Source organism: Streptomyces mesophilus, from assembly GCF_011044995.1.
In the GTDB taxonomy this organism is placed as follows: Bacteria; Actinomycetota; Actinomycetes; order Streptomycetales; family Streptomycetaceae; genus Streptomyces; species Streptomyces mesophilus.
Map to the genome: position 1 here is coordinate 22,221 of NZ_JAAKZW010000020.1, position 12,316 is coordinate 34,536.

General features: G+C 68.1%; 11 protein-coding genes. 7 read left to right on the plus strand and 4 right to left on the minus strand.

Features of this window, described 5'->3' with window-relative positions; all coding sequences use genetic code 11:
- Nucleotides 1–191 precede the first annotated feature (191 nt).
- Nucleotides 192–3,104, minus strand: a complete 2,913-nt coding sequence (cas3, locus tag G6045_RS08825) for a CRISPR-associated helicase Cas3' (protein WP_328707707.1) — start codon at nucleotides 3,102–3,104, stop codon at nucleotides 192–194.
- Between the two features lie 156 nt (nucleotides 3,105–3,260).
- Between cas3 and G6045_RS08830 the strand changes: the two genes are divergently transcribed.
- Together G6045_RS08830 and G6045_RS08835 are read left to right on the plus strand one after the other, a co-directional pair.
- Nucleotides 3,261–3,443, plus strand: coding sequence for a hypothetical protein (locus tag G6045_RS08830; protein ID WP_165331289.1), 183 nt, complete (start codon nucleotides 3,261–3,263; stop codon nucleotides 3,441–3,443).
- A gap of 50 nt (nucleotides 3,444–3,493) precedes the next feature.
- On the plus strand, nucleotides 3,494–3,943 hold the full coding sequence (locus G6045_RS08835) for a DUF6221 family protein (RefSeq protein WP_165331290.1): 450 nt from the start codon (nucleotides 3,494–3,496) through the stop codon (nucleotides 3,941–3,943).
- Between the two features lie 119 nt (nucleotides 3,944–4,062).
- Here the strand turns inward: G6045_RS08835 and G6045_RS08840 are convergent, their stop codons facing one another.
- Complete coding sequence (locus G6045_RS08840; protein WP_165331291.1) at nucleotides 4,063–4,371, minus strand: hypothetical protein; 309 nt, start codon at nucleotides 4,369–4,371, stop codon at nucleotides 4,063–4,065.
- Between the two features lie 116 nt (nucleotides 4,372–4,487).
- Here G6045_RS08840 and G6045_RS08845 point away from each other — a divergent pair, with 116 nt between their 5' ends.
- Together G6045_RS08845 and G6045_RS08850 are read left to right on the plus strand one after the other, a co-directional pair.
- Nucleotides 4,488–4,754 carry a hypothetical protein gene (locus G6045_RS08845; protein ID WP_165331292.1) on the plus strand — a complete coding sequence of 89 codons (267 nt, stop codon included), beginning with the start codon at nucleotides 4,488–4,490 and terminating at the stop codon, nucleotides 4,752–4,754.
- An 890-nt stretch (nucleotides 4,755–5,644) separates the two neighbouring features.
- Nucleotides 5,645–6,232 (plus strand): peptidoglycan-binding domain-containing protein, encoded by a 588-nt coding sequence (locus tag G6045_RS08850; protein WP_165331293.1) that lies wholly within the window; start codon nucleotides 5,645–5,647, stop codon nucleotides 6,230–6,232.
- Between the two features lie 317 nt (nucleotides 6,233–6,549).
- On the opposite strand, the gene G6045_RS08855 is transcribed toward G6045_RS08850, so the two are convergent.
- Nucleotides 6,550–6,924, minus strand: coding sequence for an SH3 domain-containing protein (locus G6045_RS08855; RefSeq protein WP_328707708.1), 375 nt, complete (start codon nucleotides 6,922–6,924; stop codon nucleotides 6,550–6,552).
- A 1,142-nt stretch (nucleotides 6,925–8,066) separates the two neighbouring features.
- On the opposite strand from G6045_RS08855, the gene G6045_RS08860 reads away from it, so the two are divergent.
- The 3 genes from G6045_RS08860 (at nucleotide 8,067) to G6045_RS08870 (ending at nucleotide 9,949) form a co-directional block, all read left to right on the plus strand.
- Nucleotides 8,067–9,143 (plus strand): tetratricopeptide repeat-containing glycosyltransferase, encoded by a 1,077-nt coding sequence (locus G6045_RS08860; RefSeq protein WP_165331294.1) that lies wholly within the window; start codon nucleotides 8,067–8,069, stop codon nucleotides 9,141–9,143.
- A 138-nt stretch (nucleotides 9,144–9,281) separates the two neighbouring features.
- Entirely contained in the window at nucleotides 9,282–9,737 is a 456-nt protein-coding gene (locus tag G6045_RS08865; protein ID WP_165331295.1) for a hypothetical protein, read from the plus strand.
- A gap of 23 nt (nucleotides 9,738–9,760) precedes the next feature.
- Nucleotides 9,761–9,949: a hypothetical protein gene (locus G6045_RS08870; protein WP_165331296.1), complete on the plus strand. Its 189-nt coding sequence runs from the start codon at nucleotides 9,761–9,763 to the stop codon at nucleotides 9,947–9,949.
- 15 nt (nucleotides 9,950–9,964) lie between these two features.
- Here G6045_RS08870 and G6045_RS41320 read toward each other — a convergent pair whose 3' ends face one another.
- The gene (locus G6045_RS41320) at nucleotides 9,965–10,153 is read right to left on the minus strand and encodes a hypothetical protein (protein ID WP_235967730.1); all 189 of its coding nucleotides are present in this window, start codon (nucleotides 10,151–10,153) and stop codon (nucleotides 9,965–9,967) included.
- Nucleotides 10,154–12,316 lie beyond the last annotated feature (2,163 nt).

The window sequence follows — 12,316 nt, forward strand, 5'->3', positions numbered from 1 at the left end:
GAGGAAGCCGGACCCGTCGTTTCGTAACTCGACCTAAGATGGCCGTTATTGACCCCGCGTCCCGCCCCTGGGGCGAGCTGCGGGGATGGTCCCTCTCTCCGTTTTCTTCACGGATCGGGAACGCCGTCGTCCCTGCGTTTGCGGGGATAGGGGCTGCCGGGCTCGCCCGGCAGCTCGTTTCACCCTTCACATCACCGGGCGGCAGCGCCGGCTCGCCGCATTGTGCGCAGACCGAACTCCACGTCGTACGACACCTCGACATCGCCCAGGGCTGTGCGGCCTGAGGAGTCGAGTACGAGGGCTGCAGTTCCTCGCAGCCAGGGGTGTCCGTACCAGCCGGGCAGCGGCTTCAACGCCGCTGCTGCTTGGGTGAGGTGCGGTGGCAGACGCACGACGGACCCCAGCACGTCGTCCAAGACCTCCAGGGCCACGTCGCCGTTGGCTCCCAGGGGCCGGCCGGACAGCGTCCGGTAGCCGGCGTCCGGGCCGTCCTTGAGTACGAGGGCCACCTCGATGGACTCGTCACCGTCGCGAACAGCTGCCCGCAGGGAGTTTTCGTCGCTTGCCGCGGACATCCCGCCGTAGTGCAATCCCGCCAGGGTCGGCAGTTCACGCTCGCCGCGCGCGGTCAGCAGGAACTGTCGGGCGTGCTCGGCGCGCGCACGGTTCTGCGTCTCCTGCTCGCGCATGGCCGTCGTACCCGCTGGGCGCCATGCTTCGGGCAGCAGTGACGTGTCGTTCTCGTACGCCTGCGCCACCAGGTGGGGAACGTCCCCCGGAACGGACCACGCCGCGCCCTCTTTGGGTAGCAGCGCGGCAGTGCGTAGCAGCAGATGCCGGCCGTAGATCTTCTCGCTGGCGTACGCCAGCGACGGTTCGCGGCTCGCACGTGGTTGAAATCCGGTGACGAAGACCTGCGGCGTGCGGAGCCGGTGCGGGCGCCGCGTTGTTTGGTGGCGGTGCACCCGACCGATTCGCTGTAGCAGGAGGTCGACGGGAGCCAGATCCGTGATCAAGAGGTCGGCGTCGACATCGAAGGACTGCTCTGCCAGCTGTGTCGCCACCAAAATCAGTCGGGCGCCTGGCTGGCGCGGTGTGTGCGGGCCCAGGAGCCGCAGGCTCTCCTCGGTCAGTTCGGCACGGTGGGCGACGGTGAACCGTGCATGCAGCAGGCGCACTTCGTGCGGGCCGAAACGCCCACGCAGTTCCGCGTACAAACTCTGGGCCCGCGCTACCGAGTTACGGATGACCAGTGCAGTCCCGCCATCGGCGAGTTCACTCGCCAGCAGGTCCCCCACTGATGCTTCTGCCTGGGCCTGCGCCCTCTCGCGCTTGGCACGTGAGGCACCCGCGCCGGGCACGGCTTCGGGCACCGTGCGCACCACGACCTCGAGGTCGGCGCGCCAACTGTCTGTCGCCTGCGAGTGAAACCGCGTCTCGCCCGCGGGCGAGATCCACGCCGCGGTCACGCTCGGGTAGCCCGGTGGGGCCGGGACCTTGACGTCGAGTTCTTCCCGCGATGCCGCACCGGCCAGATACGCCTCGAAAAGCGTCTGGCGCTGGGCGGGGGCCAGCGTCGCGGACAGCAGAACCACTGGCACTCGGGCCTGTCCCAGCCATCGCAATGCCTCCTGCAGGAACTGGCTCATATACACGTCGCACGCGTGCACCTCGTCCAGCACGACGACCTTGCCGGCCAGGCCCGCCATGCGCAGCATGACGTGCCGAGTCCGGGTCGCCGCGTACAGCAACTGGTCGACCGTCCCGACGACGAACGGCGCCAGCAGCCCCCGCTTCGGCCCCAGGAACCATTCGGACAGGGCCTGCCGTTCCGATCCACTGCACGCCGGATCGGCTTCGACACCATAGGGATCGTCGTCCAGACCGAATTCATCCACTCCGCGAAACGGCTGATCCGCCTGCGCCTGAGCGCCGTCACGCATGGCCTTCCACTCCTGGTTGAAGGCCCGCTTGCCGTGTAACAGCATCACCCGCAGCGCCAGTCGGCTCTCGATCGTCTCCACCCAGCGGCGTACCCGGGTGAACATGGGATCGCTGGTGGCCTGGGTGGGCATCCCCACAAAGACACCGTCTGCGCCGAAGCGAGCGGCGAGCACCTCCGCTGCAGCCAAAGCAGCTTCTGTCTTGCCTTCGCCCATCGGCGCTTCGATCACCATGAGACCCGGTGCGCCCAGCTGTCGAGCAACGTCGATCGCCATGGCCTGCGAGGGCCGCGGCGCGCACCCGAACCGGTCCTGGAACGCCTCGGGCCCCGGCACGCCCAAAGACCTCCAACCGCCCTGCATTCCCAGCGCCTCCCACGCCGCGCCAGCGCGCTTTCGAGACGCATCCAGACTCACCGACGCCAGATCATCGACGCCGACGAAGTAGCGCTCGTCACTCGCGATCCAGTCCGCCATCACCACCAGCCCGCTGAGCTGCAGCTGCAACGCCCGGGTGGGCACCTGCGCCGGCTCCACCTCGTGGAGCGATGCGAACCCGACTTCTCGCGTGAACTCGTCGAGCACAGCCTCCTGGACCTGCCGCCACTTCCCCCTCCCCCGCAACTGCCCCTTCGCCGGACCCGGCTCCTGCACATCACGCAGCGACGGAAACGCACCGTGATGTCCTGCCACCAACGGCCACAGCCAGTCCACCTGCCGTGCATCCCAACCCGACGCAGCGAGCAACTCCCTGGCCACCAGCCCGCCGGCCCAGTCGTGGCGCCATCGCCCGTGCTTCTTCGCGCCGGCGACAGCCGCAGTTTCCAACCACGACAGACCCGTCCGGCGGACGGCCTCTGCGCCCTCGGCCCACAGTCGCTGATGAGCAGGAGTGGCCTTCCCGCAGTCGTGGATCCCGCAGAGCCAAACGAAAAAGGTCCGTCCGCGTCCCGTGCCACCCGCGACCTCATCCAGGGCCGCCTGCGTCGACCGCGCGAGATAGTGCTCCCACACCATCTCCGCGACCGCCGCGGTGTCCAAGAGATGCGCCATCAGCAGGCTCGTCGTACCGCCAGCCCGCTCCCGCGACTTCCCCCACAAAGCCGCCAACGCCTCAACCACAAACGGCTCGTGGCGCTGACCAAGCTCCTGCGTATCCACCGGGCCCCCTGGGCTTGGAATCACACGTAGGCTCGGGATCGTAGGCGCCACCACTGACATCGGGCGTTGGATGTAGCTCTCCTGCAGAGAACTGGTTGAGCTGTCTATTGGGCGAGCGAAGTGGCGGCGGGTCGCTGCCCTTCTACCGTTGTAGTGGTGGAGGCGGTGCCGATCGTGCCGTTTATCAAGGAGTTGGAAGCACGAGCCTGCGGCACAGGACAGGTGGAGCTTCTTGCGGCCCAGATCGCGAAACTGACGGCACGGTCGCGTGCCGAGCAGGAGGCGCGGTCGCGGTTGCAGGCGACACGGGAGTCGCTGTGTGACACGCCCGCAGCCTGACCGACGATCTTCCCTGGGCTCCGAGCCTTTGGCTTGCACAACCTGCAACGATGAACGCCATGACCGATGCACTGGTGCAGTTCCTGCGTGACCGCCTCAACGAAGACGAAAAGGCCGCACGTCAAGCTGCCGACCTCGGCCAGTGGGCGCTCGGCGAAGCCTCAGACGACGAGCGGAACTGGGTCTACCAGGGCGAGTACGGCAGCATGGTCATCGAATGCCAGCGCCGTGCTGATGCCATCCATATCGTGCGCCATGACCCGGCTCGCGTCCTCGCCGAGATCCAGGCCCACCACACGAACGTCGACGAGTACGAGATCGCCCTCTGGGCCAAGACGGAACCCCAGGACGCCGCCTGCTGGGAAGCGCGGCGAGCCACGCTCGAAGAGGTCTGCCTACGCCTTGCAACCGTCTACGCCGACCATCCTGAATGCCGTGAGGAGTGGCGGCCAATGGGCGCAGCATGTGGCCATGGGGCTGCGAACTCGCCCAGTGCGTAGGGCATCAGCCGGAACGTTCCATCCCCTCCCAGCGCAACTCCGCTCTACCTACCGGCAGTCTGTGGCGAATCCCTTACGGGCTTCTCGTTGTTGGCTTCGATACATGCCTGTTGGGCCGCTCACCAGATGTCTGGGGCGACGGCGCCGATCAGGGCTCGGAGCTTTTGCAGGGCGGTGTCGGACGCTGGCGTTCCGATGTTTTCCGCGACCTGGATTGCGGGGTGGAGGACAGCGACCAGGTGTCCGGAGCGCACGTGGTCGGGGATGTCGCGCAGTGCGGTGCGCGGGCTGTGTTCGGTCCAGTCGGTGTAGGCGACACACTCGGCGAGAAGTCGCTCCTGCGGGCTTGGGGTCCAAGTGCCGGCGAGGAGGTCGCTGTGGAGGGCTTGAGCGGAGTGGGTGAGGGATGCGGCGAGGGCGTCGGTCATGCCCGGGACAACGGTGTCGGATGATCGAGGGTCACGACATCCACCGTTCGGCTCCCATCCGCTGCCCTGGTGGGACCCGCTGCGTCAGAAAATGACCCTTCAGTATCGTCGACGTGGTGCAGACCATTGTCGCCTGGCGCATGGTCTCCGGTACTGCGCACGTCTTGGCGGCCGCGCGGCAGGCCGTCGCGATCGGCCTGACCGTCGAGGAGGTCTCCGAGGTCCTGTACCGGGACTGGATGCGTCTCGAGCACGCGCTCGCCAACCGGCCGGGCCTGCACACGGCGATCATCAGCCTGCAGACGATAACTCATGCATTGCGCAGCGACTTGGAGCCCGAGACCGAAGCGCTCATCGACGAACTGATGGGTCACGCCGCCTAGCGCGCACGCGCTGACCGTCCCGTCATGCGCAGTGCGCACTTCATGCAGTGCACAGTCGACCTTCCTTGTCGGCCGTGCGGTGCAGTGAGCGTCCGCCAACTTGACGTCGCAGGTCAAAGGCTGGTGTGAACGGCGAGTTCGGGATAGCTGGCGTCGAACGACTGAAGGACCGCAGCGACCCGACGAACTCTGAACTCCACGGCCACGACCGGACCGTGGTCGAACATCGCAACGGCCAGCACGGCCCCACCACTTCGACTTCAGCGACATGTCGTGCGGCTACAGGCAGTGGGTCGTTCACGCCGCCGCCGACCTGGACATGCCTGGGAAGACGTTCGTCGTGGACACCTCCCGTGACGGCGACGGTACGACGAGCGACGACGGAGGCCACGTCGACTCCTACAACCCGGCCGCCGCCGCGGTGTCGCCTCCTCGATCGGTGTCGGCGGAGCCGAGTACCTGCCTTGGATCAAGGTGCGTGAGGATTTCGGCGGGCAGCGCGGCGTCACACCGTAGGACACTCCGGCGGGCACGTTTTCCCGCACTCGGCAGAGTGGCTGACCGGCGCCTGGTTAGGCCTGGCAGCGGTAGGCCCCGGCCAGATCGCGCCTGTCACTGACTGATGAGGACCGGCCTGCGCCTTGCACCGTCCAGGATCCTGCAAGGTTTGCACAGGGTTTCTGCGGCAGGATCACCGAGCATCGGGGACCAGCTGGACTGCTCTCAACCTCGAGACCTTGCGGTGCGTCGCATCCGTGCCGACCGGTCCTGGGTGAACACCGTGCTTGCCCACTGCGCCCTGAAACCTTGCAGGTACCTGAGGCGCCGCATCCGTGGCAGCGTCCACCTGCAAGACGAAATGTCAGACTTCAACGGGGAGAGAGCTTTTCATGAGCCTGCCCACCACACGTACCCGCCTGGGCGCCCTCGCCGTCGCCGCGCTCGCGGCGAGCGCCTTGACCGTCAGCGCCTCGCCCGCCTCCGCTGCGGCATCTGACGGATGGATCAGTGGAGCTGGATCGGTATACGACGACTTCGGAGACGAGGGAACCCTCTCGACGACGTCCTACGAGAGTTCCAACGCTGCCTGCCTCTGGCAGCAGATTCTCTGGGCGGAGGGCGTCCACGAAAGCGACGGCACCATCTTCGACAAGGAGGATGCCGATGGTCACTTCGGTGCCAACACGGTTCACGCAACCAAACAGTTGCAGAAGCGCTGGGGGCTGACGGCCGACGGCATCGTGGGTAAGAACACGCTCGGCAAGGTGGACACCAAGCGCGAGCAGATCGGCGGAGAGTGGACCGGGAGGCTGTTGCACGCCGCGACGAACAGTGACGCCCTCTACCGCACCGAGCTCAGGTACTACGGCAAGAGCCACACCTTGACCTTCTACCGGACCGACACCGGCAAGTACTACTTCCAGACCTATAACGTCGGCTTCGCGTACGCGGCGTACGGCCACAACTCCTGTGACTGACCTCGCGCTCCACTAAGGCCGATGGCTGCGCACCTGATCTATGGTGCGCAGCCATCGGCCTTAGTGGAGCGATAACAGGGCGCGGGCAAGAACCCACGCCGTGGGAGTTGCTGCGCGCGATGCAGCAGATGCGGCTTAAGCTGCGTGCTGACTTCGCGCAGTTCACGGAACGCCTCGCGCAGATGCAGTCCGCCTGGAGAACTTCGAGAAGGACATCACGGACCTGCAGCGCGTCCGGCGAGTTACGCGGCGAGAGGCGCAGCGGCCCCGGCGCTCCTGTCCTCCGGCGCCGTGAGCGTGGTCGGGGTGGGCAAGGCTCAGAAGCCGCAATCCACCTGGGACCCAAAGTCGTCCAACGTGTCAGTGCGCATCCAGCCTTCCACTCCGGTCCGGACGTTGCGGGCATACGTCCACATCATGGCGGAGCCGCCCGACCAGGCACCCTCTGTCTGGCAGTGGTAGTCCATCTTGTCGGTGGATCCTGCGTAGCCGTTGATCGAGCATCCTGTGCTGGAGCCGGATCGCATGTTGACTCCGTCGGCGGTGGCGCGCCAGGAACTGCTGTCCTTGTCGGGAGCCTTCTTGCCGCAGGGGGCGTACGCGTGTGCGGGGGCTGAGGTGACCATGGGGGTGATCAAGGTAGCTGCGAGCGTGAACGTTGCGGCAAGTATGCGTGCCTTGGAAACGAGCACTGACTACTCCTTGGGGGGGGTGGCTCGGCAGGGGGATCATGCGACGGTTTGCGCGTGCCCATGCCAAGGGGTGCAAGTTATCTAGATCGCCCTGGGCGCTGATAGGAGAAATGCGAACTACCTCAGGCATGAGTGGAGCTCTTGCCCACCACCGGTTGTGGTTGGTCGTGTTGTTATTCTCCTGCGCCTCATCTGCCCAGCCGCGTGCGACGTCGAGGACTAGCACCAGGGCGCAGGCGCGGAAGTACTCGCGACCACGCACGGGCAGTTCTCCCGCGTCGTGTAGGGCTGCAAGGCAGGACCGTTCGAGGGCTGCTGCCTCGCCACTCGTCAAGCCGTCGACTATGGACTCAACACGGTCGAATCCGTCGAGTCTGTGCGTAGCGAGACGGAGCCTGCCGTTCCCAGATGTGATCCCGAGCTTCAGCACCTCACTCAGCTCGTCAATGACGACGTAGAACACGCCGAAGGCACGTCCTTGGCAGAGCCCGCAGATGCCAACCCCTTGTTGCACGTTGTTCGCCCGCGGATCACACTCGTGCCCAGCTGCGCACCGCACTCTGTGCCGACCATCGCTCCGAGCCACTTGGGCTCGATCAACGTCGCGCCAGTCTTTTCGAGGTGAGACCGGAATGCGGCCTCAGCCCCTTCGGGTCCTTTCCAGCACAGGTACGACAGACGCCCTTGCCCTGCTGAACACTGATCGGGCGCGGACTGTTCTCGTGCCCAAGAACGCATCGAATCTGGTGAGGTCGCATGACGCCTAGCCACTTGGGCTCAAGGAGCGTCGCGCCGAGCTCATCCAGGCGTGTACGGAATTCCTTCTCGGCGACTCTAGGGTCTCTGACAGCGCATGCACGGCAGATCCTCCTCCCCAACTTCACATCGGACGGTCGTGGCACGCATTCGTGGCCTTCGATGCACTGCACACGGTGCGGACTGTCCACTCCCAGCCGTGCGGTCGCTGGCACGGGTGAGCGCACCCTCGCATCGGAAAGTCGTTCATCCCACTTACCTCGACACTCCTGCCCACGACTGTCCCCCCACGCTTCCACCGGAATCCTGAGCGTCATCTTGCGCTCGCGGCCCCGGAAGGACACAACAAACCGATGACACCCCGTAAGCCCACCGTTTGCCTCTGCATGATCGTGAAGAACGAGGCGCAGGTCATCGAGCGCTGTCTCAATTCCGTGCGGGACCTGGTCGATATCTGGTGCATCTCGGATACGGGTTCCACGGACGGTACCCAGGACCTCATCCGCACGGCTCTGGTCGGCGTTCCCGGCGAGCTGCACGAGGAGCCCTGGCAGGACTTCGGGCACAATCGTTCCCTCAACCTCCGCCACGCGCACGGCACGGCGGACTACCTGCTCCTGATTGACGCGGACATGGTCGTACGCCAGGATGCCCCGCTGCCGCCGCTCGGCGCGGAGGCGTACATGCTCAAGCACGCCGGTGAGACCGAGTACCGGATCAAGCGCCTGGTCCGCGGCGATATCGCCTGGCACTACGTGGGTGCCACACATGAATACCTTGCCGCAGACCAGGGCCACCGTCAGGAGAACCTGGACGCGCTGGTCATCGAGCACTTCGCGGACGGGGGTTCGCGCGGCGACAAGTTCGAGCGGGACGCCCGGCTGCTCAAGAAGGACATCGAGCGCGACCCGACCAACAGTCGGGCGGTCTTCTATCTCGCCCAGACTTTGCGGGACTTGGGCGAGCACGAGGAGTCCGTCGCGCTGTACGAGCGGCGGGCGCGGATGGGCGGCTGGGCCGAGGAGGTCTACTTCTCGCTGCTCCAGGCCGGCGTCCAGCGCGCCGAGCACGGCGACTGGCCCGGCGGCATGGACTGCCTGGTGCGGGCGTGGGAGTCGCGGCCCGAGCGCCTGGAAGCCCTGTACGAGCTGACCAGCAGGCTGCGGCTCAAGGAGCAGTACCGCAGCGCGCACGCCTTCGCGAGCGCGGGAATCGACCGGCCGCGGCCGCAGGACGACCTGTTCGTCCAGCCGTGGGTGTACCGCTGGGGGATGCTCTTCGAGTACTCGATCACCGCGTACTGGACGGGCGACACGGCCGCCTCCGTGGCCACCTGCGACCGGCTGCTCGCCATGGCCGACCTGCCCGCCGCCTACCGCAACCAGGTCCTGGCCAACCGCAGGTTCGGCCTCACCCTGGTCCCCCAGTCGCGCACGGTGCGCATTCCCCAGCCGATCTGGTGAGCCGCAGATCCAGTGACCAGCCGGCCTTGTGTTCCCGCCGCCCCGAACCACGCTCCGCACCGACAGGGTTGAGGCCCTCATGGCGTTGACCACCGCCCCCCGTCCCAGCTCGCCTACGGCGTGCTACGGGAGGACTGGATGGGGCTCTATCGGTTCGCCACTCCCGTGTGGACGCTCACGATCCTCGCAGGCGCTCTGGCCGTCGCCGCGCTGTGGGATGCGGAGCGCCGTCCGCGTCCCCGCGCGCTGCTCGCGGCCGGTCTGGCCCTCGGGTTCGTACTCTCCCTGACTGGACAGCATCCCAAGAACCAGGACTGGCTCGACGAGCCCGCCCTGTCCCTGTGCAAAGTCACCCACCGGTTCGGCGGAGTGTTCAACGGATGCGCCCAGCGGCTGGCCATCCACGGCCGCAGCGTTCTGCTGCCCGATCTGGGCGGCACCCTGCTCACGAGCCGTCTGAAGGTGGTCGACCTCGCGGGCCTCACGGACCCGGTCGTCGCCGACGCCTACGCCGCACACGACCCCACGCCGTACGCGCCTACGTCTTCGACGGGGCCCGGCCCACCTTCATCCACGGCCACGATGGATGGCTGAACTGGAACGGCATCACGCCCGATGTGCTCACCGCGCACGGTTACGTGCCGCTGTACATGAAGGACGACGACATGGACTGGGTCCGTGCCGACGCCGTGCCGGACCGCCGGCTGATCGAGCCGACCGGCCGGTGGGCGTCCGAGGCGGTGCCCCGGGCGGAGAACGCCTGGGACACCGCCCCGTTGGCAGGATGCGGCACCCGCTTCACGTAGCCGCGCCTCGCTGGCTCACTGGCATACGGCCCGGACGCGCAGGGTGCCGCTGCCGATACCGGTGGCCTCGAGGGTCGCGGTATAGGCGGTGCCGTCAGCGGTGGGCAGACTGCTGGTGAACTCCCCGAAGTCCCTGGGCCCTGACGCATCCAGGCTCTCCGCCCCGCCGCCGACCACTCGCGTCCCGACGGGGCAGGTCGCCACGACGGTGTACTCCTGACCGAAGTTGAACGAGCTGATGTTGAGCTCCTTTGTGACGACCTGCGGGATTTTGGTGGGGCCTGTGGGTCCTGTTGCGCCGGTAGCGCCAGTGGGACCGGCGGGGCCGGTAGGGCCCGTCATGCCGGTGGTGCCTGCGGGGCCTGTTGCTCCTGTCGGGCCGGTCGCACCAGTTGCGCCTGTGGCGCCTGTGGCGCCTGATGCACCGGCGGGACCGGTTGCGCCTGACGGACCCGTCGCTCCCGTGGATCCGGTGGGGCCGGTGGGGCCGGTGGGGCCGGTCATGCCCGATGGGCCGGCCAGGCCGGTGGCCCCCGTCGCGCCGGTCGGACCGGCAGTCCCTGTCGCACCTGTGGAGCCAGTGGCACCTGTCGCCCCGGTGGTGCCAGCCACGCCGGCGGGGCCAGTCGGCCCGGTCGCTCCCACCGGTCCGGCCGCCCCGGAAGGGCCAGTCAGGCCGGTCTCGCCGGCAGGTCCCGTCGCACCTGTAGGGCCCGCTGGTCCTGTAGCTCCGGTCGCACCCTTGGCGCCCGGTGCACCGTCCTTGCCCGTCGGGCCCGCGGGACCGGACTCGCCTGCGGGACCGGTCGGACCGGTAGAGCCCGTCGGACCCGTAGCGCCCGCCGGGCCTGTAGCTCCACTGCTTCCTTGGGGCCCCATGGGGCCGGTCGCGCCTGTAGCGCCCGTCGGCCCGGTCTCGCCCCTGGCACCAGGAGTTCCCGCGGGCCCCGTCGCGCCCGTAGCGCCCGTAGCGCCCGCCAGGCCTGTAGCGCCCGTATCTCCTGGCCTTCCGTCCTTACCCGGTGCTCCAGTGGGACCGGTCGGACCAGTGAGGCCGTTCGCACCAGTTGCGCCCGTTGCTCCAGTGGCACCTGTCGGTCCCTGAGGGCCGGTGGACCCTGTCGGCCCGACCTCACCGGCAGGGCCTGTCGGGCCTGTTGCTCCAGCCGGCCCTGTAATCCCGGCACTACCGGCAGTCCCCGCGGGCCCTGTCGGGCCGGTGTCGCCCGTGGCTCCCGGTGCACCGTCCGTACCCGGGGCGCCAGTTGGACCGGCCGGGCCCGTAGCACCCTGCGCACCTGTCGCTCCGGTCAGTCCAACGGCTCCCGCAGGGCCCGGCTCGCCCGCCGGGCCGGTGGCGCCCGAGGCCCCGGCAGGTCCCGTCGGGCCGGTCACGCCCGCCGGGCCAGTCGCGCCGGAAGGTCCTGCCGCCCCTGCAGCGCCGATCGGCCCGGTTGCGCCGGTCGCACCCGTATCGCCAGGTGCGCCGTCCTTGCCGGGGGCGCCAGTTGGACCGGCCGGGCCCGTGGTCCCCGGGGGTCCCGTCGGGCCCGTCTCGCCCATCGGACCGACGGCGCCCATGGCACCAGCAGGGCCGGTTTCACCCGCCGGGCCGGTCGCTCCCATCGCACCCGTCGGACCAGACGGGCCCATGGCACCAGTAGCCCCCGTAGGTCCCATCGGACCCATCACGCCGGCAGGACCCACGGACCCGGTCGCGCCCGTCGAACCAGCCGGACCCATGGCACCCGTAGCGCCAGCAGGGCCGGTACCCCCTGTTGCACCCATAGCCCCAGCAGGACCCGTTGGCCCCGTCGCGCCCGACTCACCAGTCGCGCCCGAAGGACCAGTTGGTCCCATCGCACCCGCAGGGCCAGTGGGGCCAGCCGTTCCAGGAGGGCCCGTCGGACCCGTAGCTCCGGGCGGGCCGGGCGGCCCCGCGGCTCCCGGGTCGCCCTCCAAGTCCTGCACGAAGGCGATCTCGGATTTGCCTGGGTTCTTCTCCAGCCACTGCTCATACGCCGAGTCGCCCTCGTCCCCCGGCACGCCTGGATCCCCCTTCGGGCCCTGCGGTCCCGTCGGGCCAACCGGCCCGGTTGCCCCTGTGGGTCCCACCACCCCGTTCACCCCACACACCTTGCAGGATCCGGCCGGACCAGCTGGGCCTGCCGGCCCCCTAGGCCCCGTAGGCCCCGTACGCCCGGTTGGACCCGTCAGACGTCCGCTGCCCTCCCCCGCCACGAGACTGGTCGCACAGAACGGCACCCTGCCGTGGTTGGTGACGTAGCGAGCGCTCAGCCAACCCGTCCGGCCTGCCGGCTTGTACCAGTGGTTCGTGCCGTTGACCCACTGTCCCCGCGTCTTGCA